This window comes from Streptomyces sp. NPDC001852, assembly GCF_042891825.1.
Classification (GTDB): Bacteria; Actinomycetota; Actinomycetes; order Streptomycetales; family Streptomycetaceae; genus Streptomyces.
Genome location: NZ_JBIATN010000001.1, coordinates 174,015 through 197,462 on the forward strand (window position 1 = coordinate 174,015; position 23,448 = coordinate 197,462).

The following is a 23,448-nucleotide window of genomic DNA, read 5'->3' on the forward strand; positions in this document are numbered from 1 at the left end:
CCATGGTGCTCCGACTGCTGACGGTGCCCTCGGCGGCCACCCGGCTGCTGCCCGCCGCACCGCGGCTGCTGTCGCCGGTGGTCGGAGTGGCCGCCGGTGCCGCCGCGGGAACGGCGCGTGCCGGAGTGCGCGGCGCGGACGCCGCCGTACGGGTGGCGCGGGTCGCGCGCAACGCCCTGCCCGGCGCCGGTGACCACTGGCGGGCCGGCGCCCGCGCCCACCTCGCCCTGCGGCCGGTGGAGGAGGACCACGTGCGGCGCGCGGGCGGCACGGCGCATCTGGCGCGCCGGGTGGCCGAGACCCTGGCCGAGCGGCCCGACGTACTCGTCGCGTACTGGGACCAAGGGCTCGCGCGTCTGGTGGTGACCGCGACCGAGGAGGAGGCCACCGACCAGATCATGGATCACGCCTCCGAACTGGCCGAGCGGCACGGACTGCTCCTGGCCGCGGCGGACGTCGACGAGACCACGCATCCGGCCGACCCGGCCGGGGTGCGCGCGGCCGTGGCCACGCTCGCCGCCGACACGGTGGGCATCGGCGTCGCGGTCGCCGCGTACGCGCTCCGGCTGCCGCCCTCGCCGCGCCTGGCGACCGCGGTGGTGACGCTGCTGCGGGAGAACCCGCGCTTTCGCGCCTGGCTGCGCGCCCGGCTCGGGGACACTCACATGGACCTCCTGCTGGCCTCCGCGAACGCCGTGGTGCACGGGGCCGGACAGACCCCCACCTCCCTCGTCCTCGACGGCGCCCTGCGGGCCTGCCAGGTGGCCGAGACGGTGGCCCGTGCCGCCGCCTTCGACACGGTGCACGACCAACTGTGCGCGCCCGGGCGGGTCAGTCTCCCCGAGGACGGCGCCCCCCGCCCGCCGCTCAGGGAGTCCCCGGCCCAGGAGTACGCCGAGCACGCCTCCGCGGGCAGTGTGCTGGGTGCCGCGGCCACCCTGCTGGTCAAACACGACGTCGCCGAGGCGGCGGAGGCGGTCCTCGCCGGCTCGCCGAAGGCCGCCCGGTACGGCCCCGCCGCCTTCCACGCGCTGCTGAGCGCCGCGCTCGCCCGTACCGGGGTCCTGGTCCGCGACCCGGACCGGCTGCGCCGGCTGGAGATGGCCGGCACGGTCGTCCTGCACCCCAGCGCACTGCGCACCGACAAGGGCGAGGCCGATCCGTGGGCCGAACCGGTGCTCGACGCGGCCCGCCGGGCGCGGCTGCGCGTGGTGCTCGTGGACGACCCCGCCCTGGAGGACTTCACCGGCCTCGCCGACCAGGTCGTCGACGCCCGCCGGCCGCTGGACGACGTGGTGTACCAGGCGCGCGGCGACACCGGAGCGGTGCTCGCCGTCGCCCGGGTGCGCAACGCCGACGAACGCGACGTGCTGGACGGGCTGCGCTGCGCCGACATCGCCCTCGCCCTCACCGACCACGACGGCGCAGTCGTTTGGGGCGCGGACCTCCTCGCCCTGAACGGGCTGCCCGACGTATGGCGGGTGCTGACCGCGATCCCTGCCGCCCGCACGGTCGGCGGGCATGCCCAGACCCTGGCCCGTTCCGGCGCCGCGCTGTCCGGGCTGCTCGTGGCCGTCGGCGAGTCGCGCGGTGGCCGCGGACGGCTCGCCGCGCTGCCGGGGCTGCGACACGCCCCTGTCGACGCCGCCGCCGTGTCGGCCCTGCTCTCCGGGGCGCGGGCCGCGCTCGGCGTGGCGGCGGCCCGGCCCCCGCACCCGCACCCGCGCGTGCACTGGCACGAGCTGGACCCCGAGCAGGCCAGGAAACGGCTGGAGCACGAACCGGCCGCCGAGGGCGGCGCGTTCGAGACGCTGACCGCCCGCGCGCGCAGGGCCGCATCCGGTGTCCTCGGGCACCCGGCCGCCGCGCCCGCGCGCTGGATCTACCGGCTCGGGCGGGCCGTACGCGGCGAACTCCACGACCCGCTCACCCCGGTCCTCGCGGTCGGCTCGGCGGCGTCGGCGCTCCTCGGCTCGGTCGTGGACGCCCTGCTCGTCGTCGGGGCCCTCGACCTGAACGCCCTGCTCGGCGGCGTCCAGCGGATGCGTGCCGAACGGGCGCTCTCCGGGCTGCTCGCGGAGCAGAAGCAGCAGGCGCGCCTCGTCCCGCCGGAGACCGAGGCGCCGGCCGGCGGCACGCGCACCGTGGAGGCGGGCAAGCTGCATCCGGGCGACGTGATCCACATGAAGGCGGACGACGTGGTGCCCGCCGACGCCCGGCTGCTGTGGCAGGAGGGCCTGGAGGTCGACGAGTCGGCCCTGACCGGCGAGTCGCTGCCGGTGGAGAAGCAGACGGACCCGACCCCGCACGCCGCGGTCGCCGACCGGCGCTGCATGGTCTTCGAGGGTACGACCGTGGTGGCGGGCCAGGCCCGCGCCGTGGTGGTCGACATCGGTGACCACACGGAGGCCGCCCGCGCCGTCCACCTGGCCGCGCGTACGCCCCCGGCCGGCGGTGTGCAGGCCCGGCTGCAGGAACTCACCCGCAAGGCACTGCCGTTGACCCTGGCGGGCGGTGCCGCGGTCACGGGTCTGGCGCTGGCGCGCGGCACCGCCATCCGGGACGCGGTCAGCGGTGGCGTCGCGGTGGGCGTGGCCGCCGTACCGGAGGGCCTGCCGCTCGTGGCCACGGTCGCGCAGCTCGCGGCCGCCCGGCGGCTGAGCCGTGACGGCGTCCTCGTCCGCACCCCGCGCACCCTGGAGGCGCTGGGCCGCATGGACACCTTCTGCTTCGACAAGACCGGCACCCTCACCGAGAACCGGCTGCGGCTGGTGCGCACCTCCGACGCCGACGGCACGGTGCGCCCGGTGGACGACGCCGGCTCCGCGGGCACCGTCCGGGCGGCCGCCCGCGCCTGCCCACGCGTCGACGGCGACTCCGAGCAGCCGGTGCACGCCACCGACGAGGCCGTGCTGGCGGCGGCCGGTCCCGACCCGGAGTGGACCCAACTGGCGGACCTGCCCTTCGAGGCGGCACGCGGATACGCCGCCGCCGTCGGCCGGAGCGGGGACGGACCGCCGGTGCTCGTGGTCAAGGGCGCCCCGGAGACCGTGCTGCCCGCCTGCGCCGGGCTGCCGGAACACGTCTCCGGGGCGGCCCAGGCGCTGGCGCGGGACGGCCTGAGGGTGCTGGCGGTGGCCGAACGGCGCCTCGGCGCGGCCGAGCAGGAGGCCGACGTTCTCGAACAGCCGCTGGGGGAGCTGGAGTTCACCGGGCTGCTCGCCCTGTCCGACGTACCGCGCGAGACCTCCACGGCGCTGGTGGCGGGGCTGCTCGAGGCCGGCGTACGACCGGTCATGCTCACCGGGGACCATCCGCAGACCGCGCGGGCCATCGCGGCCGAGCTGGGCTGGCCCGAGGACACCGTGGTGGTCACCGGCGACGAGCTGGCGGCGGCGGACCGGGCGGAAAGGGCCCGCATGCTGCGGGACGCGGGCGTGGTGGCGCGGGTGGCGCCCGAGCAGAAGCTCCAGGTCGTGGAGGCGCTGCGGGACGCGGGCCGGGTCGTCGGCATGGTCGGCGACGGCGCCAACGACGCCGCGGCCATCCGCGCGGCCGACATCGGCGTGGGGATCAGCGCGCGCGGTTCGGCCGCCGCGCGCAACGCCGCCGACATCGTCCTCACCGACGGCGATCTGACGGTCCTGATCGACGCGGTGGGCGAGGGCCGGGCGCTGTGGCACAGCGTGGCCGACGCCATCGCCATCCTGATCGGCGGCAACGCGGGCGAGGTCGGTTTCGGCATCCTCGGCACGCTGCTGTCCGGCCGGGCACCGCTGTCCACCCGGCAGATGCTCATGGTGAACCTCTTCACCGACCTGTTCCCGTCGATGGCGGTGGCGGTGACGGAGAAGGAGGACGGGCCGGCACCGGAGCGCGCCGCATCGCCGGAGGACGACAGGCCCGGCACCGTACGCGCCCGCGGCGGCTCGCCGGAGGACGCCTCCGCCGTCCTGGGCGCGCCCCTGCTGCGGCAGATCCGGCACCGGGCGCTCACCACCACCCTGGGCGCGGTGACGGCCTGGTTGATCGGCCGCTTCACGCCCGGCAGCGCGCGCCGCTCCAGCACGATGGCGCTGTGCGGGGTGGTCGGCACCCAGCTGGTGCAGACCTGGCTGGACCGGCGCGAGAGCCGACTGGTGCAGATCACCTGCCTGGGGTCCGCCGTGGCGCTGGTCGCGGCGGTGCAGATCCCGGGCGTCAGCCACGCCGTCGGGTGCACCCCGCTGGGCCCGGTCGCCTGGGGCGGGGTCCTGGCGGCGATCGCGCTGGCCCAGGCGGGACAGATGGTACTGCCCCGCCTGGAGGAGACGCTCGGCCGGCTCCTGCCGGACTGACGGACGCCGGAGGAACGCGACGTGCCGAGCCGGCGAGCCGGCTCAGGCCCGGAGGTCAGACCGAGCGGTGGTACGGGTCCGGCACCCGGACCTCGCCGCCCAGCTCACGGGCCGCGTGCCGGGCCCAGGACGGGTTGCGCAGCAGTTCGCGGCCGAGCAGGACGGCGTCGGCCTCGCCGTTCGTCACGATCTTCTCGGCCTGCCCGGCCTCGGTGATCAGGCCCACGGCGGCCACGCGCAGCGGGGTCTCGGCCCTCACCCGGGCGGCGAACGGCACCTGGTAGCCGGGCCCGGTCGGGATGTCCACGCCGGAGGCGTTGCCACCGGTGGACACGTCGAGCAGGTCGACGCCGTGGGCGTGCAGGTCGTGGGCGAAGCGGACGGTGTCCTCCGTGGTCCAGCCGCCGTCCTGCAGCCAGTCGGTGGCCGAGATGCGGAAGAACAGCGGCTTGTCCTCGGGCCACACCTCGCGTACGGCGTCCACGACCTCGAGGGCGAACCGGGTGCGGTTCTCGTACGAGCCGCCGTAGGCGTCGGTGCGGTGGTTGGAGTGCGGGGAGAGGAACTCGTTGATCAGATAACCGTGGGCGCCGTGGATCTCGGCGATCTCGAAGCCGGCGGCGAGTGCCCGCCGGGCCGCCGCGGCGAACTGGCCGACGATCTCCCGTATCTGATCGACGCTCAGCTCGGCGGGCACGGGGTGGCGCTCGTCGAACGGCAGCGCGCTCGGGGCCACCGGCCGCCAGCCGCGTGCCTCCGGTCCGAGGGGAGCGCCGCCCTTCCAGGGCTGGTCGGTGGAGGCCTTGCGGCCGCCGTGGCCGAGCTGGATGCCCGGGACCGTGCCCTGGGCGGTGAGGAAGCGGGTGATCCGGCGGAAGGCCTCCGCCTGCGTGTCGTTCCACAGGCCGAGGTCGTAGGGGGAGATCCGGCCCTCCGGCGAGACCGCGGTGGCCTCCACGACGATGAGACCGGTGCCGCCCGTCGCGCGCGCCGCGTAGTGCGCGAAGTGCCAGTCGTGCGGGGCCCCGGCGAGCGGACCCTCCGGCTCGGCCGAGTACTGACACATCGGGGGCATCCACACCCGGTTCGGGATGGTCACGTCGCGCAGGGTGATGCTCTCGAAGAGGGCGCTCACGTCAGACTCCGTTCGTCACGGGACCCCTTGGTCGACTCGTACGATACTCCTCGTACTACGAGAGATGTCAAACTACGACGCCTCTCGTACAATGCTCGTGGTCGAGCAGTTCCACGACGAAGGGCAGCCACCGTGACCGACACCGCCCCCGCCGGCCGTGCGCTGCCGCATCCGGAGCGGGGGGAGATCCGCCTGGAGGCGGTGCTGCACGCGCTCTCCGACCCCATGCGGCTGCAGATCGTGTGCGAACTGGCCGCCAGGGAAGCAGAGTTGACCTGCTCGCAGTTCGAACTGCCGGTGACCAAGTCCACCACCACGCACCACTTCCGGGTGCTGCGCGAGAGCGGGGTCATCCGGCAGATCTACCGGGGCACGGCCAAGATGAACGGACTGCGCCGGGACGACCTAGACGGCCTCTTCCCGGGACTGCTGGACAGTCTCCTCGCCGCCGCGGACCGGCAGTCCGTCCGCCTCGGCGGCGGCGCCTGAACCCGCCTTGCCCGGAATGTGGTTGAAGAGCAGGTTCAGTGCGATCGCGGACACGCAGCCCGCGCTGATCCCGCTGTTCATCACCGTCTGGAACCAGTCCGGGAACTTCTCGTAGACCGTCGGCACCCCCACCGGCAGCATGCCGACCGCCACCGACACGGCCACCACGGTCAGGTTGTGGTTGCCCCGGAAGTCGACCCGGGCCAGCGTCCGCAGCCCGCTCGCCGCGACCGTGCCGAACATGACCAGTCCGGCACCGCCCAGCACCGGCGCCGGGATCGCCGCGACCACCGCACCCAGCTTCGGCAGCAGACCGAGCAGTACCAGGATTCCGCCGGCCGCCGCCACCACCCAGCGGCTGCGCACCCGGGTCATCCCGACCAGGCCCACGTTCTGTGCGTACGCCGTGTACGGGAAGGTGTTGAACACCCCGCCCAGCACCGTCGACAGACCGTCCGCGCGCAGCCCGTCGGCGAGCGAGCGCGGCTCGACCCTCCGGCCGGTCAGCTCACCCACGGCGATCAGGTCGCCCGTCGTCTCCGTCATCGTCACGAGCGCCACCACGAGCATGGACACGATCGCGGACGCCCTGAACTGCGGCACCCCGAAGTGGAACGGCGTGCTGATGCCCACCCAGTCGGCGCCGGAGACTCCGCTGAAGTCGGCGAACCCCAACGGCACCGCGACCGCCAGGCCCACCGCGATCCCGATCAGGACGGCGATCCGGCCGAGGGCGGCGGGCGCGAACCGCTGCACGGCCAGCACCACCGCCAGCACGAAGGCCGCCAGCGCCAGGTTCTTCGGCTCCCCGAAGTCCTTCGCACCGGCGCCGCCCGCCGCCCAGTTGCCCGCGACCGGCAGCAGCGAGACCCCGATGATCAGGATCACCGTGCCGGTCACCAGCGGCGGGAAGAAACGCAACAGCCTGCCGAAGACCGGCGCGAGCAGCATGATCGCCAGACCCGCGACGATCACCGAGCCGTAGATCGCGGGCAGTCCGCCGCCCGTCGTCCCGATGAGCACCATCGGCGACACCGCAGCGAACGTACAGCCCTGCATGATCGGCAGCCGGACGCCGAACCGCCAGAGACCGACGCACTGGATCAGCGTGGCGAGCCCGCACACCAGCAGGTCGGCGGTGATCAGATACGCCAGGTCGGCGGGCGACAGCTTCATGGCGCCGCCCACGATCAGCGGTACGGCGACCGCGCCCGCGTACATCGCGAGCACGTGCTGCAGCCCGAAGGCCGCCAACTGCCGTGCCGGTGGTATCTCGTCGACGGGATGGACGTCTGTGGTGGTGGCCATGGGGTCTCCAGCAGGGAGCGAGCGGGGAGTGACATCCGAACAGGACGAGACCGTAAGCTGTTTGAACAGTTTGTTGATTTCCGGTCCGTTGCCGCTGTGTGTCATGCCCCCCTCGTGTTCAGCCACGTCCGGCGGGGCTGACTACTCTGCCTGCATGGCTGCCCTCTCCCTTTCACCGCTTCGCTTCGCTCCGCAGGAGATCGCCGAGGTGGTCGACCTCTACACGAGCAACCCGGAGTACCTGCGCGCCGCCGGCGAGTACGACCCCGAGAACATCCAGGCCGACCGGGTCGAAGCCGATCTGCGGGAGGAATCCGGTACTGAGGGCTGCGAGGTACTGCTCGCCCGGGATGCGCGGAGGCAACTCGTCGGGCTACTGTGCCTGCTTGACCGTCACCCAACAGATGGCCAGCCCTGGATCGGGCTGCTGATGGTGCACGGCAACTTTCACCGCAGGGGCATCGGCCGATTGCTGGCCAACCTGGTTGAGGAGCGGTTCCGCAGCGAGGACCGGGACGGCATCCGTCTCGCCGTCCTGGAGAGCAACCCCGCCGCCCTCGTCTTCTGGAGCTCACTGGGCTGGCGGGAGATCGACCGTCGTGCCGACAGACAGCACGGCCGCCCCTGCATCGTCATGCACAAGCAACTGACCCGACCTTTGGAACAACTCGTCTAGGCCGACCGGGCCGCGGTGAGCAGCGCGTCCCAGTCGGCCAGCTTGACCACGCCCCGCCCGAGCCGCGCGCCCAGCTCGGCCTCGGCCCGCTCGATCGCCAGCCACCCCGCCCACGTCACGGGTTCGAGCCCGGCCGTGCGCAGTGCGGGCACCGGGTCCTGGGGCACCTGCCGGCGCCGCAGCGCCGGAGCGTCCGCGAGCAGGGAGGTCACCGTCTCCTTGGCGCAGGGCCGGTTGGTGCCGATGACACCCGTCGGACCGCGCTTGATCCACCCGGCGACGTACTCCCCGGGGGACGGGACACCCTCGCGTACGACACGCCCCGCCGCGTTCGGCACCGTGCCGCTCGGCGCGTCGAACGGCAGCCCGTCCAGCGGCACTCCGCGATAGCCCACCGAGCGCAGCACCAACTGGGCCGGCACGTCCGTGAACCGGCCCGTGCCCGTGACCCCGCCCCGCCCGTCCGGCGCCGTCCGCTCGAAGCGCACCGCACCCACCCGGCCGGAGTCCGCGAGCAGCTCCACGGGCCGCAGGAAGAACCGCAGGCCGATGCGCCGTGCGGCGTCGGCCGAGGACCGGGCGGCCCAGCCGCGCAGCACCTCCAGATTGCGCCGCGCTGCGGCCGGCAGAGCGGCGGGGTCGGCCGCGTCCAGCGCCAGGTCGGCCGGATCGACGGTGACTTCGGTGCCGGGCAGCGCGCCCAGCTCGCGCAGCTCCTTGGTGGTGAAGCGGGCCTGTGAGGGGCCGCGCCGGCCCATCATGTACACCTCGGTGATCCCGCTCGCCGCCAGCGTGTCCAGCGCCCCCTGCGGCATGTCCGTCGGGCGCAGCTCCGCGGCACCCCGGACCAGCATCCGCGTGACGTCCACCGCCACATTGCCCACGCCGATGACGACGGCCGACCGCACCCTGCGCAGGAAACCCGCGTCGGCCGCGTCCGGATGCGCGCTGTACCAGGCCACGAAGTCGGTCGCCGACCAGCTGCCCGGCAACTCCTCGCCCGGAATCCCGAGCCGGCGGTCGGTGGCGGCGCCCACGCAGTACACCACCGCGTGGTACAGCTCCCGCAGCCGCTCCACGGGCAGCCCGCCGGGGCCGCCCACCCGGACCCCGCCGAGGAACCGCACCCGCTCGTGCTCCAGCACCGTCCGCAGGCTGCCCTGCAGCGACTTGATCTTCTCGTGGTCCGGGGCGACGCCGTACCGGACCAGGCCGTACGGGCACGGCAGCCGGTCCAGCACGTCCACGCACACCTCGGGATCCTGCTGAACCAGGGTCTGGGCGGTGTAACACCCGCTCGGCCCCGAACCGACGACGGCGACACGCAGCACAGCGGTACTCCTCGGACGACGGAGTGACGAAGGAGGGGTGTGCGGACGGCTCCAGCATGGCACTCCGAGGCGCCCGGCGTCAGGGGCCGGGGGGGTGACTGCGACGCGTGTCCGGTCGTATGGAATGTGATCGCGCGAGTACGTTGCGTGTGTGCTCGAAGCATCCTTTCTTCACCTTTCCGACCGGAACGCGGAGGACGGCGCGGTGTCCGTGTGGCCCGCGTGGGAGGTGCGGGAGCAGGGCGACGCCACGACCTGGTTCTACGTACGGCTGGCCTTTCCGGACGGCGCGCGCGTCGACGCCCTGGCCGTCGTGCGCGAGGGACGCGTGTCCATCGAGGACGTCACGGCCGAGCCGGCCCTGTCCCTCGCCGACCTGACGGCGCTCGCGGACTGGATCGAGGCCCCGCTGTTCGAGGCGTGCGGGGTGCCCGCGGAGCGGCCGTACGAGGGGGAGGGCGACGGCCGGCCGGCGGAGGGCGAACCGGAGGCCGGCGACGGAGGCGGGGGTGACGCGGAAGAGTGCGATGTGGAGCATCGTGACGACGTGGGTGACGAGGATGCGGGCGAGGAGGAGGGGAGCGCGTTCTGCGCGGGCCCGCGGCGCGCCCGTCCGGTCTGGCCGCGCGGCATCGAGGGCCGTCGGATGGTCGCGCAGGAGTACCGCGCCGCACAGGAGGGGGGCGCCGACCCGGTGCTCGCCGTGATGAGCGCGACCGGACACAGCCGTCGCCGCGCCCTCAGACTGATCGCCCAGGCACGGGACGCCGGATTCCTGACACCGCGTCACGCCCGACGCGACTGAGGCGAGTCGCCGCCGTGACGGCTCACGCGTCCGTCAGGGACTGCACGGGCGCTCCTCCGTCGCGAAGAACCGGGACAGATCCCGCTCCCGCGCCTCCCTGCCCCTCTCACTCTCCGGCGGCACCCCCGACTCCCAGTCGAGCCCGTACCGCCGGAACAGTTCGGCCCGCAGCACCGGAACGGGCATCGACACCCCGGGGATCAGCGCCGCATACACGGCCCCCATCAACAGGGCCCGCAGCATCGGGTAGTCGGCGGCGACGTCCTGGGATCCGTACCGGGCGACGGTGTCGGTGAGCAGCTCCGCCAGCCGGCGCTGCTCCGGGCACGCCACGAACCCCTCGGCGTGGAGCAGGCCCGCCATGTGCTGGCGCATCAGCACCGGCCGGTCACGGGCCAGGCCCAGGATCGCGTCGATGGCCCGGGCGAGGCGCTCCCGGCCGTCCTCGGTGCGCGGTTCCCGCTCCAGGGCCTCCTCCAGCGTGCGGTGCATCAGCCGGTGTACGGCGGACTGCACCAGCTGGCGCTTGCCCGGGAAGTAGTACGACACCAGACCACGGGCGGAACCGGCCCGGTCCGCGATGTCGCCCAGCGTGGTGGCCTCGAAGCCGTGCTCGTCGACCAGTTCCACGGCGGCCTGCAACAGCCGCTCCCGGGAACGCCGCCGCAACTCTTCATTGACCGAGGCGCTGCGCGGGGACATCCTGTAACTCCTGCGTTGACTGGCTGCCAGCCAACTATACTCACCGCAGCGGGCACCGCCATGCGCGGGGCCCGGTCCAGGGCTGCCGTCCGTCTGGGGCGACGCGGGGGATCGTCTCAGACGGACGGCGTGGGAGCGAGGGTTTCGCCGGCGCCGCGCCCGTCGGCGGGCGGCGCCGGCCTCAGCCGACGAGATCCAGCACGGGCAGCAGCGCGTCGGGCCGGTCCGTCACCGGCAGGTGGTCGACGAAGTGCACCCGGCAGCCGAGCGCGGCCGCGCCACCGTCGGCCTCCTTGCTGTCGCCCACCATCAGCACCTGCCGCGGATCGGCACCCAGTGCCGCACAGGCGACCGAGAACAGTCGCGGGTCCGGCTTCTGCACGCCGTGCTCGTACGACAGGACGTACGCGTCCACATACCGGTCGAGCCCGTGCTCGCGGAACACCGGGCGCAGATCCCAGCCGATGTTGCTGACCACGCCCACGCCGATCCCCCGCTCGTGCAGCGTGCGCAGCACCTCGGCGGCGTCCGGGTACGGGGCCCAGGCGGCCGGGCTCTTGTGCCGTTCGTACAGCGCGTCGTGCAGCCCGGGGTCGGGCAGCGTCACCTGCCGGGACAGACCCGTGTACGCGGCCCGGTGCAGTTCGGCGCTCTCGTCCCGTACCGCCCAGACCCCGGCCAGGTCCGTCGGCAGCTCCACCGGATTCGCCCCGCCCGGCAGCGCACCGGCCGCCTCCAACGCCCTCGCGGAGGCCTTCAGTTCCGGTTCGGGCAGGATGTGCCCCGTCTCGGCCAGTACGGCGCGCAGCCAGGACTCGGTGGACTCGACGCGGAAGAGCGTCCCGGAGAAGTCGAACAACACGGCAGTCATGCGCCCGACCCTATCCGTGCCGGTGTCGGGCGATCTCGGTGTGACCGGGCCGCGGCCACGCCCATGCGCAACCCTTCCGGGTGCCGGCCGACTGGGTCCGGGAGCCGCTGACGGGGGCCGCTGACGGGGGCCGTCATGGCGTGATCGGACGGGAGGCCGCGTAACGAGCCGAGTCCACGGGGTCCGGCCCAGGGCCGCGCCCGGTGGCGTACGGCCGGGAGTTCGGTGGCGGGTGCGTCCTGCTGCCGTGGCTGCTGCACCGCTTCGGCGTCCACGAGACGGAGTGTCGCCACACCGGCCGCACGACGGCGGCCGCGCACACGTGAGCAGCGGGTGCCGGCGGACCACGGCGAGGGCCGTCAGCGGCGCGCAGCACACGCCGAGGTGCCGGCCGTGCGGCGCTCGGTGCCGAAAGCCGACGGACGTCCGCTGCCGGTCGATCGTCGACGGCCGTCACCCCAGTGCCCGCAAGCCCGGAACCACGGCCACCAGCACCGGGATCACCGGTACCAGCGCCGCCACCGCCGTCAGACGCAGCCGGCGCAGCGCGGGGAGCCGGTCCGGGGGAGTGAGCAACCGGTGCACCCGCTGCGGCACACGGGCCTGCGGGGTGGGACAAGGCCCGAACACGCCCCGCTCCTCGTTGAGTTGCACCAGCGCCAGCGCGGTCGTCAGCCGTCCGAAGCGCCGGGAGGCCATGTCGTCGGCGGCCAGTTCGACCAGGCGGTGCATCTCGTCGCGGAACGCGGCGAACACCGGCACCTGCGGGAACCCGCCCGCCAGCGCCGCCGAGCAGTGCAGCAGCCAGTCGTGCCGGGCCCGGGCGTGGCCCCGCTCGTGCGCGAGCAGCGCGTCCAGCTGACGGCCTTTCAGGCGGCGCAGCGCGGCCGTCGAGATGACCAGGCGGGGTGCGGCACCGGGCAGCCACCAGGCGTCGGGACGCTCGCCCTCCAGCACCACCAGCGGGCCGCTCGCCGGATCCTCGCCCGGCAACAGCGGGGCGCGCACGAGGAGTTCGGTGCGCCGCGTGCGCCGCCGGGCCCGGGCCCGTACGACCTCGCGCACCAGCATCGCCAGGCTCCACAGGCCACCGGAGGCGAGCAGGACGGCGGTGGCCGCCGCCCACGGACCGGCCGTACCGAGGGCGTAGGCGTCCACGACCGCGCGCGGAGCCCGGGCGAACAGCTGCCCGCGCACTTGCTGCCAGGCCGCCGACGCGCTGAGCGTCATCGACAGCGCGCAGCACAGCAGGACGGCCGCCACGACGCACTGCCACACCCAGAGGGCGACGACCGGTTCGCGATCCGGCCAGTCGGCCCGGGCGAGCAGCCGCGGGGCGACGACGGCGGTCAGGGCGCCGAGCAGCAGCAGGGCCACGGGGACCATCATGGTCATCACCCTATGAGCGCGAGAGCGCTCCCGGGTACGGCCCGAGCCGGCGAAGTGACGCAGGCAACGCACCCGCACGGACGCCGCTCACATCGTCAGCAGCATGGCCACCATGCCGATCCCCATCGACAGCCGGCAGGCCCGCGCCAGCTCCGGCCGGTCGCCCCAGCCGACCGGGCCGCCGCCCGCCCCGGCCACCGCGACGGCGGCCGGCACCAGACGGGCGCCGGCGAGCAGGACGTAACCCGTGAAGTAGAGCAGCAGCAGACCGGTCAGCAGGGGCACCCCCGACCCGCCGTGCACGTGATGGGCGCCGGGTGGGGCCGCGGCCATGGCCACCGCCATGTAGGCCATCGCCGAGGTGCCCACCAGGTGGTGCAGGTGGTGCGGGGCGGCGCGCGCGGCCCACAGGGCGCGCAGAGCCGCCGCGCCGAACACGGCCGCGTACACCGGCCACGCCCAACTCGGCGGCGCGAACACCGCGGCCGGTACGGCCATCACGGCCATCCCGAAGCCCATCAGCGCCTCGCCGCCCGCGGCCCGGCGCTGCTCCTCGACCCGGCTGCGCATCCGCAGCAGGCAGTAGACCCCGGTCGCCGCGCACAGGGCGACCAGCAGCCACGCCGCCGGTACCGGTCCGTGCACGCGCACCTCCCCCGTTCGACGGTCGGTCGAGGGATGCGATGCCCACGCCATGCGGAGCGCACGCGAGCGCAAGGGTGTACACGGGGAGCATTCGGCGGAGCACGCCCAGGTGAGCGGCGCCGTCGTCGGGCCCCTGCCAGTAATTTTACGAGTAAAACACATGCTAAATTGGTTGCATGAGCAGTGCGACCCGCCACCGACTTCCCCTCGCCGGGGTGCTCCGCCTCGGGCGGCCCTCCGACATCTGGTTCAAGCCCGCGCTCAGCGTGGTCGCCGCGGTCGCGCCGCCCAACCTGATCCTGCTGGCGCTCGGCCGCCTCGACCTCGCGATGTACACGATGGCCGGTTCGTTGTGCGCGCTCTACGGCCACAACCGGCCCTACGCCGTCCGTGCCCGCGTCCTGGCCTGGGTGGTGCTCGGCATGGTCGGTGGCCTCGCGGTCTCCCTGCTCGCCGCGTCGCTCACCGGCAATGCCGTCGTCCTCGTCACCGTGGGCGCCGTCATGGCGGCCGTGCAGAGGACCGCGTGCGACGCGACCCGGCTCGGACCGCCCGCCCATGTGGTCCTGACCTTCATCAGCTCCGCCTCGCTGTTCGCGCCGCAGACCCTCGGCCAGGTGCCCGGACACGTCGGGCTGGCCCTGGCGGCCGGCGTCTGGGCCTGGCTGGTGGGCATGGCGCCCGGGCTGCTCCGCCCGCACGGCCCCGAGCGCCGCGCCACCGCCCAGGCCCTGAACACGGCCGCCGCCTACGCCGACACACGCGGCACCGCCGACGGACACGCCCGGGCCCGTGCCGCGAGCGCCGCGGCGATCCGCGCCGCCTGGCAGTCACTCCTCGCCGCCGGCACCCGCCCCGACCGCACCCGCCGAGCCCTCGAACGGCTTGTCGTCCGCGCTGAGGTCGCCCTCGCCGCCCCCGCCGACACCGACCCCGCCCGCCTGCGTGCCTGGGCCCGTGAGCTGCGCGGCACCGGGCGGATCCCGCGCGTGGAGTCCCCGCGCGAGTCCGCCGACGAACTCCTCGGACTCGACGCCGAACTCGCCCTCCCGCCACGGCCGTTGCGCCAGCGCCTCGTCCCCCTCGCCCCGATCGCCGCGCGCACCGCGATCGGCTGCGCCCTCGCCGGGTGGGTGTCCCTCGCGCTCGGGGTGGGCCGTCCCTACTGGGCGCTGGTCACCGCCGCCTCCCTCTACCAGGCCAATGTCACCCTCACCTGGAGCCGCGGTGTCCAGCGGGTCGTGGGCAACGTCGTCGGCGTCCTCGTGTTCGCCGTCGTCGCCCCGCTCGCTCATCTCCACCCCGTCGCGCTGGTGCTGAGCTGTCTCGCCCTCAACTTCGGCGCCGAGGCGCTGATCGCGCGCAACTACTGGCTCGGCACCGTCTGCGTCACCCCGATGGCGCTGCTCATCACCGAGTTCGCCCGCGCCCAGAACCCGGCCGAGCTGATCACCGAACGGGTCGCGGACACCCTGGTCGGCGCGCTGGTCGGCTTCGTCGCGGCCGTCGCCGTCACCAACCGGCGCGCGGTGGACGGCCTCGAACACGCGCTGACGACGGCGGAACGCGCCCGCGAGAACGCCGCCCGGCTGCTGGCCGAGCCGCACCCGGCACCCCGCGCCCTGGAGTCGGCCCGCCGCGGCCTCGCCGCCGCCCTCGCCGACCTGCGCGCCACGGCCGACGCCGCGTCCGGCGAGTGGTGGCAACGTGGCCTGCCCGAGGAGCGGGTCGTGCTCGCCGAGCAGTCCGGACACCGTACGCTCGCGGCGACGGTGCGGCGCCAGGGGTTCGTACCGCACAGCCGGCACCAGCACCAGGATCCGGTCCAGGACCCGGGCAGGACGGAGGACATACGGCCATGACGGCGACGAACGGCGGACACACGCCGGCGGACGACACGGCCGAAGCGGCCCGGAGGGGCGGCCACCGGCCCGCCGACGCGGAGCCGGCGGGCGGCCGTCGTCCCGTCGGCGCACGCCCGGGGAGCAGCGACGACACGGCCGCCACCGGTGGGGCGGGCGCCGCCCACCATGACACCGTCGCCGCCGTCGTCCGGCAGTGGCGGGCCGTTCACCCCGAGCTGGACACCGGGCCCATGGAGGTCATCGGCCGGATCAACCGGTGTGCCGCGCTGCTCCAGCAGGCCGAGGACGCGCCGCTGCGCCGGGCCGGGCTCAGCCGTCCGGAGTTCGACCTGCTGGGCGCGCTGCGCCGTACCGGCCACGAGCTGACCCCCGGGGAGCTGGCCCGGGAGACCTTCTCCTCCGGGGCCGCGGTGACGAAGCGGCTCAAGCAGCTCACCGAACGCGGACTGGTCGAGCGACGCGGCGACACCCGTGACCGCCGCGTCGCCCACCTCCGCCTCACCGACGCGGGCCGCGACCTGGTCGACGCCATCCTCCCCGAGCAACTCGCCTACGAAACAGCCGTACTGAGTGTGCTGGCTCCCGATGGGCAGGGCGAACTCGCCGGTCTGCTCGCCGAGTTGCTCGCTCGGCTGGAGGGCCGGATGGGGGCGCTGCGGGCGTAGGGAAGGGGCGTCGGAGGACGTCGTGCCGTGAAGTTGTCACGTGCGTGCACCCACAGGACGCCAGGAGTTGAAGCGCATGCGAAGGCCTGCGCAGCGCCTCAGCCCTCCTCGCCGGCCAGGTGCACTCCGAACGCCGCGCCCTGCGGATCCCGCAGCACCGCGATGCGCGGGCCGTCGGGAACCGACACGGGGGCCAGGACGACGGCTCCGCCCGCCCGCTGCGCGACCTCGGCCGCCGCGTCCACGTCGTCCGCCGCGAAGTACGGCATCCAGTGCGGCGGCACCTCGGGCGGGAACCGCTCGCCCATGTCGGCCATGCCGCCGAAGTCCTCGCCGTCGATGCCCCACTGCGTGTACCACTGCGAGGCGCTGACGCTCCAGCCGAACACCGTGGTGTAGAAGTCCCGGGCCCGCTCGGTGTGCCGGGTCGCCAGTTCCACCCACCCGAGGGAGCCGGGCGCGTTGAACAGTCCGGCGCCGGGGAAGGACCGCGCCTGCCACAGCTGGAACACCGCGCCGGTCGGGTCGAGGGCCACCGTGAACCGGCCCACGTCGAACACGTCCATCGGGCCGAGGACCACCGTCCCGCCGGCCTCCTCGACGCGCCGTGCCGCCGCGTCCGCGTCGGTCACCGCGAAGGAGACGTTCCACGCCACCGGCTGGGACTCCTGGTACAGCGGGGTGAGCGCGGCGACCGCCGCGTCCCCCAGGTGCGCCACCGTGTACCCGCCCGCCTCCTGCCGCGGGTCGGTCTCGGGCCGCCAGCCGAACAGCTCAGTGTAGAACCGCTTGGCGCCCTCCAGATCGCTGGTCCCGAGCTCGGTCCAGCACGGTCCGCCGGTCACCGGCCTGTCGAACTTCATGAGGGTTCCTTCCGGCCAGGCAGCAGGAGGCTCTCCCGGCACGCTAACCCCGGCTTTCCGCCCCGGCCATCCGGGACGGTCCCCGCGGCCGGGCGGGGAATTCGCTTGCCCGCCCGGAGCGGGCTGCGCGAGGGTTCCGGCCATGGACACCGAGGACACCACTGCGCCCGCGCTGGCCGAGGAGATCGCCGAGTACTACGGACGCGACCAGGAGGACGCCCGGCTGCGCACCGGCACCGGACGGCTGGAGTTCTGGCGTACCCAGGACGTCCTGCGCAGGCTCCTGCCGCCCGCTCCGGCGCGGATCCTGGACGTGGGCGGCGGCAGCGGCGTCCACGCGGAGTGGCTCGCCGCCGACGGCCACGCGGTGGAACTCCTCGACCCGGTTCCCCGGCACGTCGAGCGGGCGGCCCGGCTGCCCGGCGTGCGGGCACGGATCGGGGACGCCCGCGCCCTCGACGTGCCGGACGCGTCCGTGGACGTCGTGCTGCTCCTCGGCCCGCTCTACCACCTGCCCGAGCGCCCGGACCGGGTACGGGCCCTGGCCGAGGCGCGCCGGGTGCTGCGGCCCGGAGGCCTCGTGGTCGCCGCCACGATCAACCGGTTCGCGGGGCTGCACGACACGCTCGCCAAGGGCGTGTACTTCGACGCCGACCGGCGCCCGCACATCGAGGCGGCCGCCGGGGACGGACGGCTGCGTCCGGGCCGGGGGCCCAAGGCGCTGTTCACCACGGCCTACTTCCACGCGCCGGAGGACGTCCCCGCCGAGTTCACGGACGCCGGTCTGACGCCGCGGGGGCAGTACGGCCTCGAAGGCGCGGCCTGGCTGATGGGCGACATCGTCACCTGGCTGGCGGACCCGCAGCAACGGGCGCTGGTACTGGCGGCGCTGCGGCGGACGGAGTCCGTGCCCTCACTGCTCGGCGTCAGCGGCCACCTGCTCACCGCCGGCACCCGCCCCGCGGACGGATCCGGACGCTAGATGCCCGGCCGGTAGCGCATCGGATGGTCCTCCGGGACCTCCACCAGCGCGATGCGGATGCCGTCGGGGTCGGCGACCCACATCTCGACCAGGCCCCACGGCTCCTTCACCGGCGGCCGGACGACGTCGACGCCCCTGGCCTTCAGTTCCTCGTGCGCGGCCGTCACGTCGTCGACCTGCAACCAGAGCCGGACGGTGGACGAGGGCGGCGCCTCGGACCTCCCGGAGACCTCCAGGAAGCCGCCGCCGAGGAAGTAGACCGTGCCGCGCTCGGGGCCCGTACCGAACTCGCGGTAGACGGACAGCCCCAGCTGCTCGCCGTAGAAGGTCCGGGAGCGCTCGGGGTCGGTGGGGGTGAGCAGGGTCCGGCTGCTGAGTACGTGCACCATGCAGGCGGAGCCTACTGGCAGGGTTACCCTCGACCCTGGCTGAGCCACGCCCGAGATCGGAGACCGTTTCATGGAGACCCCCGCTGCCGGCCCCACCTTCCGCGACGCCACCGACGCCGACGTCGACGTGCTGGTCGCGCTGATCGAGTCGGCCTACCGCGGGGACTCCAGCCGGGCCGGGTGGACCACCGAGGCGGACATCCTCCAGGGGCGGCGGACGGACCCGGAGGGCGTGCTGGAGGTGATCAAGTCGCCCGACAGCCGGCTGCTGGCGGTGGAGCAGGACGGCCGGATCGTCGCCTGCTGCCAGCTGGAACACCGCGGCGACCACGCCTACTTCGGGATGTTCGCGGTCAGCCCCACGCTGCAGGGCGCGGGCCTCGGCAAGACGGTCATGGCGGAGGCCGAGCGCCGGGTCCGCGAGACCTGGGGCGTCACCGAGATGCACATGACGGTGATCTCCGTACGGGACGACCTGATCGCCTGGTACGAGCGCCGCGGCTACCGCCGTACGGGAAAGATGTCGCCCTTCCCGTACGGCGACGAGCGCTTCGGCATCCCGCAGCGCGACGACCTGCAGTTCGAGCTGCTGGTCAAGAAGCTCGGGTGACCGTCAGGCCGTGAAGCGCCCCGTGCGCTTGATCTGGGGGAAGTCGGTCGTCGCGCCGTCCAGCTCCAGCGCGCGGACCAGCCGCAGGTGATCCTGGGTGTTGACGACCCAGCCGATGATCCGCAGTCCGGACCCGCGCGCGTGCTCGACGACCTCCAGGGTCAGCCGGCGGATGTTGAGACAGACGGTCGCCGCGCCCACGGCGACCGCGCGTTCCACCACGTCCGTGCCGTAGCGACTGGCGATCAGGGCCGTGCGCACACCCGGCACCAGCCGGGTGATCTCGGCGACCGCGTCGTCGTGGAACGAGGACACCTCGACGCGCCCGACCAGGTCGCGCTCGTGCATCACGGCCGCCAGGGCCCGGGCCGCCGCCACGTCCTTGATCTCGGCCTGCAGCGGCGTGCGCACCGCCTCCAGCACCTCCTCGAACACCGGCACCCGCTCCCCGCGTCCCGCGTCCAGGGCGCGCAGCTCGGCCAGGGTCTTGTCGGCGATCGGCCCGGTGCCGTCGGTCGTGCGGTCGACCTCCTCGTCGTGCATGACGACGAGGGCGCCGTCCTTGCTCAGGTGCAGATCGAGTTCGATCAGATCGAGGCCGGCGTCCTGCGCGGCGACGAAGGAACGAAGGGTGTTCTCGGGCTCGACCCCCATGAGCCCGCGGTGACCGATGGTAAGGAAGTTCAAGGTTCGACTCCGTTCCGTCGACGGCGGCTCGGCGCGCGCGGAACGGGCGGACTCCGTCGTCCGCGCGGGCAGTCGCAGCCTAACGGCCGGGCCCCGTGATGAACCCGCACGTGCACGAGGCATACGGGTGCGTGGCGGCCGTCAGCTGGCCGGTATCCGCCCCTGTCGTCACCCTCGCGTGGGCGCGTCCCCGCACCCTTGACCGCTCGGCGGCACACCGTGCGAAGGCGAGGCTGTCCGCGACGGAAGTGAGCGCCGTCACGGTTTACGGCAGGAAAAATGTCGGTGACCAAGGGGGTAGGCAGAAAAATTTCCCGGGCTGCCTCTTGCTGGCTGAAACGGGGTATGCATACGGTGTCCCTACGTGAGCTTCTCCCGTGGAGGATGGGACATGACGGAAATTCTTGTGCAGGCGGGTGCGGAGGGACGTATTCCTTCGTCGACCAGGGTGGTTGAGCACCCGGCCTGGCCCGTGCTCAAGGATGCCGTGGAGCAGATCCGGCCATGGCAGTCGAAGGACGGATCGATCGACTTCGAGGCCGAGGGCGCCCCGGCCGGGGTGGACGTCGAGGCCGCCGTACGGCGTGTCGTCGACGCGGTCGAAGAGCTGTCCCCGCTGCTCCCGCACGACGAGGCCTACCACCAGGCCCTCGTGAAGGACCTCCGTCGCTGGGCCGAGGGCGGTTTCCAGGTGCCGGACTTCCTGGACTCCCTGCTGGCCTTCCAGCCCGCCGCGAACCGTGCGGACGGCCTGCAGCACCTGGTCGTCTTCCCGATGTACACCCAGAACGGCAACCTGGACCGCAACCTGGAGGCGGTCGTGCTGCGCATGGTCTGGCCGGACTGGCTGGCCGAGCTGGAGCGCACGCGCTACGACAACCCGCTGTTCTGCGGCATCACGTTCGAGGACTTCACCTCCGGCTACGACACGAACTCGGCCGTCCTCTTCCCGGAGACCATCGCCGTCCGCGAGGCGCCGGAACGTTTCTCCTGGGGTGGCATCTTCTGCGACCGCGAGGCCGCCCGCTTCCGCCGGGTCACCGAGGCCGCCGTCGACATCCTCGGCCTCCAGCTGCCCGAGGACATCGCCGCGATGGTCCACGACCAGAAGCGCTGCGAAGAGGCCTTCGTGCTCTGGGACATGGTCCACGACCGCACCCACAGCCACGGCGACCTGCCGTTCGACCCGTTCATGATCAAGCAGCGCCAGCCGTTCTGGATGTACGGCCTGGAGGAGCTGCGCTGCGACCTCACCGCCTTCAAGGAGGCCGTGAAGCTCCAGGCGGACGGCGTCCCGCAGGCCCGTGACGTGCAGTACGCGGTGCTCTTCGACCGGATGTTCCGCTTCCCGGTCACCGGCGACCGCAACCGCAACTACGACGGCCTCGGCGGCCAGCTGCTCTTCGCCTACCTGCACAAGCACGACGTCGTCCGCTGGACCGACAACAAGCTCTCCATCGACTGGGAGCGCGCCCCGCAGGTCACCAACGAGCTGTGCGCCGAGATCGAGAAGCTCTACAAGGACGGCATCGACCGCCCGAAGCTGGTGCACTGGTTCGCCGGCTACGAGCTGGTCTCCACCTACCTCGCTCCGCACCCCGGCTCCACGTGGGCCAAGGGCCCGGACGCCCTGGACCTGACCCAGCCGCCGCGCAAGCTCGTGGACGACGTGCTTCCGGACGAGTTTCCGCTCAGCATGTTCTACGAGGCCCTGTCCAAGAAACTGAAGAATGTGATCGCCTCCACCAAGGGCATCACGGCGGACAGCGCCGAGCCGGTCGCCGCGTGAGCGACCACCTCATCCAGAACACTGCCTCAGAGGGGAAGAACGTGGGGAACAACGGGTCTCTCAGCGGTGCGGTGATCGCGGTGGCCGGCGCGGGCGGACCGGCCGGGCACGCGACGCTGGTCCGGCTCGCCGAGGCCGGCGCGGTCGTCGTCGGAGCCGACAACAACCCCGAGCGCCTGGCGGAGGCCGTGGACGCGGCCCGCTATGCGCGCGGCGGTGCCACGGTCACCGGGGAGACGGTCGACCTGCTCGACCTGGACGACACCCGGGCCTGGGCCGACCGCATCGAGAAGGAGCACGGCCGGGTCGACGGTCTGGTCCATCTCGTCGGCGGCTGGCGCGGCAGCGCGACCTTCGCCGAGACCAGCCTCGCGGACTGGGAGCTGCTGGAGAAGCTGCTGATCCGTACCGTCCAGCACACCTCCCTGGCCTTCTACGACGCCCTGCAGCGCAGCGACCGCGGCCGCTATCTGCTGATCAGCGCCGCCGGCGCGTCGAATCCCACCGCGGGCAACGCGGCGTACTCCGCGGCCAAGGCCGCCGCGGAGGCGTGGACGCTGGCCATGGCCGACGGCTTCCGCAAGGCGGGGGGCGAGACCGGCCCGCGTTCGGCTGCTGCCATCCTGGTGGTGAAGGCGCTGGTGCACGACGCGATGCGCGCCGAACGCCCCAACGCGAAGTTCGCGGGCTTCACGGACGTCAAGGACCTCGCCGAGGAGATCGAGGGCGTCTGGGGCAAGTCCGCCGCGGAAGTGAACGGAAACCGTCTGTGGCTGACCGAGAAGCCGTGAACCCTCCGAAGACCGACGCGCGTCGCCATCACGACCCCGAGGTCCGCGGTTTCGCCAGTGACAACTACGCCGGGGCCCACCCCGAGGTGCTGGCCGCCCTGGCCCTTGCCAACGGCGGCCACCAGGTGGCGTACGGCGAGGACGCGTACACCGAGAACCTCCAGCGGATCATCCGCAGCCACTTCGGGGCCACCGCGGAGGCCTTCCCGGTCTTCAATGGCACCGGCGCGAACGTGGTCGCGCTCCAGGCGGTCACCGACCGCTGGGGCGCGGTGATCTGCGCCGAGAGCGCCCACATCAACGTGGACGAGGGCGGTGCGCCCGAGCGCATGGGCGGACTGAAGCTGCTCACCGTACCCACGCCGGACGGCAAGCTCACGCCCGAGCTGATCGACCGGCAGGCGTACGGCTGGGAGGACGAGCACCGTGCCATGCCGCAGGTCGTCTCGATCACCCAGAGCACCGAGCTGGGCACCCTCTACACGCCGGACGAGATCCGCGCCATCTGCGAGCACGCCCATGCGCACGGCATGAGGGTGCACCTGGACGGCTCCCGGATAGCCAACGCGGCCGCCTCGCTGAACGTGCCGCTGCGGACGTTCACCAACGCGGTCGGCGTCGACATCCTCTCGCTGGGCGGGACCAAGAACGGCGCCGTCTTCGGCGAGGCGGTCGTGGTCCTCAACCAGGACGCGGTGCGGAAGATGAAGCACCTGCGGAAGATGTCGATGCAGCTGGCCTCGAAGATGCGCTTCGTCTCGGTGCAGCTGGAGGCGCTGCTGGCGAAGGACCTGTGGCTGCGCAACGCCCGGCACGCCAACGAGATGGCCCAACGGCTCGCCGAGGGCGTGCGCGCGGTGCACGGTGTGGAGATCCTCTACCCGGTGCAGGCCAACGGCGTCTTCGCGCGGCTCCCGCACGACGTGTCCGAGCGCCTGCAGAAGCGGTTCCGCTTCTACTTCTGGGACGAGGCCGCCGGGGTGGTGCGCTGGATGTGCTCCTTCGACACCACCGAGGAGGACGTCGACACCTTCGTGGCGGCGCTCAAGGAGGAGATGGCGCGCTAGACCCCAAGGATGCATAGGTATGCGGTCACCCGAAAAGTCATTGACTGTCGGG

22 protein-coding genes are annotated in these 23,448 nt (G+C 73.4%); 12 read left to right on the forward strand and 10 right to left on the reverse strand.

Features of this window, described 5'->3' with window-relative positions; translation table 11 throughout:
• The first annotated feature begins 2 nt into the window (after nucleotides 1–2).
• On the forward strand, nucleotides 3–4,337 hold the full coding sequence (locus ACFYZB_RS00685) for an HAD-IC family P-type ATPase (protein WP_388752588.1): 4,335 nt from the start codon (nucleotides 3–5) through the stop codon (nucleotides 4,335–4,337).
• Nucleotides 4,338–4,392: 55 nt separating this feature from the next.
• Here ACFYZB_RS00685 and ACFYZB_RS00690 read toward each other — a convergent pair whose 3' ends face one another.
• Entirely contained in the window at nucleotides 4,393–5,472 is a 1,080-nt protein-coding gene (locus ACFYZB_RS00690) for an NADH:flavin oxidoreductase/NADH oxidase (protein WP_388752590.1), read from the reverse strand.
• 132 nt (nucleotides 5,473–5,604) lie between these two features.
• Here ACFYZB_RS00690 and ACFYZB_RS00695 point away from each other — a divergent pair, with 132 nt between their 5' ends.
• Nucleotides 5,605–5,961, forward strand: a complete 357-nt coding sequence (locus tag ACFYZB_RS00695) for an ArsR/SmtB family transcription factor (protein WP_388752593.1) — start codon at nucleotides 5,605–5,607, stop codon at nucleotides 5,959–5,961.
• On the opposite strand, the gene ACFYZB_RS00700 is transcribed toward ACFYZB_RS00695, so the two are convergent.
• A complete protein-coding gene (locus tag ACFYZB_RS00700) occupies nucleotides 5,878–7,269 on the reverse strand; it encodes a nucleobase:cation symporter-2 family protein (RefSeq protein WP_388752595.1) in 1,392 nt (463 codons plus the stop codon). The two genes, ACFYZB_RS00695 and ACFYZB_RS00700, sit on opposite strands and share 84 nt — an antisense overlap.
• A gap of 154 nt (nucleotides 7,270–7,423) precedes the next feature.
• On the opposite strand from ACFYZB_RS00700, the gene ACFYZB_RS00705 reads away from it, so the two are divergent.
• Nucleotides 7,424–7,945 carry a GNAT family N-acetyltransferase gene (locus tag ACFYZB_RS00705; protein WP_388752596.1) on the forward strand — a complete coding sequence of 174 codons (522 nt, stop codon included), beginning with the start codon at nucleotides 7,424–7,426 and terminating at the stop codon, nucleotides 7,943–7,945.
• Here the strand turns inward: ACFYZB_RS00705 and ACFYZB_RS00710 are convergent.
• On the reverse strand, nucleotides 7,942–9,276 hold the full coding sequence (locus ACFYZB_RS00710; protein ID WP_388752598.1) for an FAD-dependent oxidoreductase: 1,335 nt from the start codon (nucleotides 9,274–9,276) through the stop codon (nucleotides 7,942–7,944). The genes ACFYZB_RS00705 and ACFYZB_RS00710 overlap by 4 nt on opposite strands.
• 205 nt (nucleotides 9,277–9,481) lie before the next feature.
• Here ACFYZB_RS00710 and ACFYZB_RS00715 point away from each other — a divergent pair, with 205 nt between their 5' ends.
• Nucleotides 9,482–10,081: a DUF6214 family protein gene (locus ACFYZB_RS00715; protein WP_388752601.1), complete on the forward strand. Its 600-nt coding sequence runs from the start codon at nucleotides 9,482–9,484 to the stop codon at nucleotides 10,079–10,081.
• A gap of 33 nt (nucleotides 10,082–10,114) precedes the next feature.
• Here ACFYZB_RS00715 and ACFYZB_RS00720 read toward each other — a convergent pair whose 3' ends face one another.
• Both ACFYZB_RS00720 and ACFYZB_RS00725 read right to left on the reverse strand, forming a co-directional pair.
• Entirely contained in the window at nucleotides 10,115–10,783 is a 669-nt protein-coding gene (locus tag ACFYZB_RS00720; RefSeq protein ID WP_388752603.1) for a TetR/AcrR family transcriptional regulator, read from the reverse strand.
• A 181-nt stretch (nucleotides 10,784–10,964) separates the two neighbouring features.
• Nucleotides 10,965–11,654: an HAD family hydrolase gene (locus ACFYZB_RS00725; RefSeq protein ID WP_388752606.1), complete on the reverse strand. Its 690-nt coding sequence runs from the start codon at nucleotides 11,652–11,654 to the stop codon at nucleotides 10,965–10,967.
• A 203-nt stretch (nucleotides 11,655–11,857) separates the two neighbouring features.
• Between ACFYZB_RS00725 and ACFYZB_RS00730 the strand changes: the two genes are divergently transcribed.
• The gene (locus tag ACFYZB_RS00730; protein ID WP_388752609.1) at nucleotides 11,858–11,980 is read left to right on the forward strand and encodes a hypothetical protein; all 123 of its coding nucleotides are present in this window, start codon (nucleotides 11,858–11,860) and stop codon (nucleotides 11,978–11,980) included.
• Nucleotides 11,981–12,107: 127 nt separating this feature from the next.
• Here the strand turns inward: ACFYZB_RS00730 and ACFYZB_RS00735 are convergent, their stop codons facing one another.
• Together ACFYZB_RS00735 and ACFYZB_RS00740 are read right to left on the reverse strand one after the other, a co-directional pair.
• The gene (locus tag ACFYZB_RS00735) at nucleotides 12,108–13,043 is read right to left on the reverse strand and encodes a M56 family metallopeptidase (protein ID WP_388752612.1); all 936 of its coding nucleotides are present in this window, start codon (nucleotides 13,041–13,043) and stop codon (nucleotides 12,108–12,110) included.
• Nucleotides 13,044–13,130: 87 nt separating this feature from the next.
• A complete protein-coding gene (locus tag ACFYZB_RS00740) occupies nucleotides 13,131–13,688 on the reverse strand; it encodes a DUF5134 domain-containing protein (protein WP_388752615.1) in 558 nt (185 codons plus the stop codon).
• 176 nt (nucleotides 13,689–13,864) lie between these two features.
• Here ACFYZB_RS00740 and ACFYZB_RS00745 point away from each other — a divergent pair, with 176 nt between their 5' ends.
• Together ACFYZB_RS00745 and ACFYZB_RS00750 are read left to right on the forward strand one after the other, a co-directional pair.
• Nucleotides 13,865–15,550 carry an FUSC family protein gene (locus ACFYZB_RS00745; protein WP_388752618.1) on the forward strand — a complete coding sequence of 562 codons (1,686 nt, stop codon included), beginning with the start codon at nucleotides 13,865–13,867 and terminating at the stop codon, nucleotides 15,548–15,550.
• On the forward strand, nucleotides 15,547–16,218 hold the full coding sequence (locus ACFYZB_RS00750; RefSeq protein ID WP_388752621.1) for a MarR family winged helix-turn-helix transcriptional regulator: 672 nt from the start codon (nucleotides 15,547–15,549) through the stop codon (nucleotides 16,216–16,218). The genes ACFYZB_RS00745 and ACFYZB_RS00750 overlap by 4 nt, the downstream gene beginning before the upstream one ends.
• A gap of 98 nt (nucleotides 16,219–16,316) precedes the next feature.
• Here the strand turns inward: ACFYZB_RS00750 and ACFYZB_RS00755 are convergent, their stop codons facing one another.
• On the reverse strand, nucleotides 16,317–17,081 hold the full coding sequence (locus ACFYZB_RS00755) for a VOC family protein (RefSeq protein WP_388752624.1): 765 nt from the start codon (nucleotides 17,079–17,081) through the stop codon (nucleotides 16,317–16,319).
• Nucleotides 17,082–17,223: 142 nt separating this feature from the next.
• Between ACFYZB_RS00755 and ACFYZB_RS00760 the strand changes: the two genes are divergently transcribed.
• Nucleotides 17,224–18,063 carry a class I SAM-dependent methyltransferase gene (locus tag ACFYZB_RS00760; RefSeq protein ID WP_388752626.1) on the forward strand — a complete coding sequence of 280 codons (840 nt, stop codon included), beginning with the start codon at nucleotides 17,224–17,226 and terminating at the stop codon, nucleotides 18,061–18,063.
• On the opposite strand, the gene ACFYZB_RS00765 is transcribed toward ACFYZB_RS00760, so the two are convergent.
• On the reverse strand, nucleotides 18,060–18,452 hold the full coding sequence (locus ACFYZB_RS00765) for a VOC family protein (protein WP_388752629.1): 393 nt from the start codon (nucleotides 18,450–18,452) through the stop codon (nucleotides 18,060–18,062). The genes ACFYZB_RS00760 and ACFYZB_RS00765 overlap by 4 nt on opposite strands.
• A 70-nt stretch (nucleotides 18,453–18,522) precedes the next feature.
• Between ACFYZB_RS00765 and ACFYZB_RS00770 the strand changes: the two genes are divergently transcribed.
• Nucleotides 18,523–19,062 (forward strand): GNAT family N-acetyltransferase, encoded by a 540-nt coding sequence (locus tag ACFYZB_RS00770; protein ID WP_388752632.1) that lies wholly within the window; start codon nucleotides 18,523–18,525, stop codon nucleotides 19,060–19,062.
• A gap of 3 nt (nucleotides 19,063–19,065) precedes the next feature.
• Here ACFYZB_RS00770 and ACFYZB_RS00775 read toward each other — a convergent pair whose 3' ends face one another.
• Nucleotides 19,066–19,749, reverse strand: a complete 684-nt coding sequence (locus ACFYZB_RS00775) for a glycerophosphodiester phosphodiesterase (RefSeq protein WP_388752635.1) — start codon at nucleotides 19,747–19,749, stop codon at nucleotides 19,066–19,068.
• A gap of 391 nt (nucleotides 19,750–20,140) precedes the next feature.
• Between ACFYZB_RS00775 and ACFYZB_RS00780 the strand changes: the two genes are divergently transcribed.
• The 3 genes from ACFYZB_RS00780 to ACFYZB_RS00790 are packed head-to-tail and all read left to right on the forward strand — an operon-like array spanning nucleotide 20,141 to nucleotide 23,396.
• The gene (locus tag ACFYZB_RS00780; protein ID WP_388752637.1) at nucleotides 20,141–21,538 is read left to right on the forward strand and encodes a DUF6421 family protein; all 1,398 of its coding nucleotides are present in this window, start codon (nucleotides 20,141–20,143) and stop codon (nucleotides 21,536–21,538) included.
• Nucleotides 21,539–21,579: 41 nt separating this feature from the next.
• Nucleotides 21,580–22,329, forward strand: coding sequence for an SDR family NAD(P)-dependent oxidoreductase (locus ACFYZB_RS00785; protein ID WP_388752639.1), 750 nt, complete (start codon nucleotides 21,580–21,582; stop codon nucleotides 22,327–22,329).
• Nucleotides 22,326–23,396: a threonine aldolase family protein gene (locus tag ACFYZB_RS00790; RefSeq protein ID WP_388752642.1), complete on the forward strand. Its 1,071-nt coding sequence runs from the start codon at nucleotides 22,326–22,328 to the stop codon at nucleotides 23,394–23,396. The genes ACFYZB_RS00785 and ACFYZB_RS00790 overlap by 4 nt, the downstream gene beginning before the upstream one ends.
• The last annotated feature ends 52 nt before the right edge of the window (nucleotides 23,397–23,448 follow it).

Bases quoted from the DNA above. Each gene is read 5' to 3' on its own strand.
- ACFYZB_RS00705 (WP_388752596.1), top strand. From the start codon at position 7,424: ATGGCTGCCCTCTCCCTTTCACCGCTTCGCTTCGCTCCGCAGGAGATC.
- ACFYZB_RS00685 (WP_388752588.1), top strand. From the start codon at position 3: ATGGTGCTCCGACTGCTGACGGTGCCCTCGGCGGCCACCCGGCTGCTG.
- ACFYZB_RS00745 (WP_388752618.1), top strand. From the start codon at position 13,865: ATGAGCAGTGCGACCCGCCACCGACTTCCCCTCGCCGGGGTGCTCCGC.
- ACFYZB_RS00765 (WP_388752629.1), bottom strand. From the start codon at position 18,452: ATGGTGCACGTACTCAGCAGCCGGACCCTGCTCACCCCCACCGACCCC.
- ACFYZB_RS00755 (WP_388752624.1), bottom strand. From the start codon at position 17,081: ATGAAGTTCGACAGGCCGGTGACCGGCGGACCGTGCTGGACCGAGCTC.
- ACFYZB_RS00750 (WP_388752621.1), top strand. From the start codon at position 15,547: ATGACGGCGACGAACGGCGGACACACGCCGGCGGACGACACGGCCGAA.
- ACFYZB_RS00725 (WP_388752606.1), bottom strand. From the start codon at position 11,654: ATGACTGCCGTGTTGTTCGACTTCTCCGGGACGCTCTTCCGCGTCGAG.
- ACFYZB_RS00735 (WP_388752612.1), bottom strand. From the start codon at position 13,043: ATGATGGTCCCCGTGGCCCTGCTGCTGCTCGGCGCCCTGACCGCCGTC.
- ACFYZB_RS00760 (WP_388752626.1), top strand. From the start codon at position 17,224: ATGGACACCGAGGACACCACTGCGCCCGCGCTGGCCGAGGAGATCGCC.
- ACFYZB_RS00780 (WP_388752637.1), top strand. From the start codon at position 20,141: ATGACGGAAATTCTTGTGCAGGCGGGTGCGGAGGGACGTATTCCTTCG.
- ACFYZB_RS00700 (WP_388752595.1), bottom strand. From the start codon at position 7,269: ATGGCCACCACCACAGACGTCCATCCCGTCGACGAGATACCACCGGCA.
- ACFYZB_RS00720 (WP_388752603.1), bottom strand. From the start codon at position 10,783: ATGTCCCCGCGCAGCGCCTCGGTCAATGAAGAGTTGCGGCGGCGTTCC.
- ACFYZB_RS00770 (WP_388752632.1), top strand. From the start codon at position 18,523: ATGGAGACCCCCGCTGCCGGCCCCACCTTCCGCGACGCCACCGACGCC.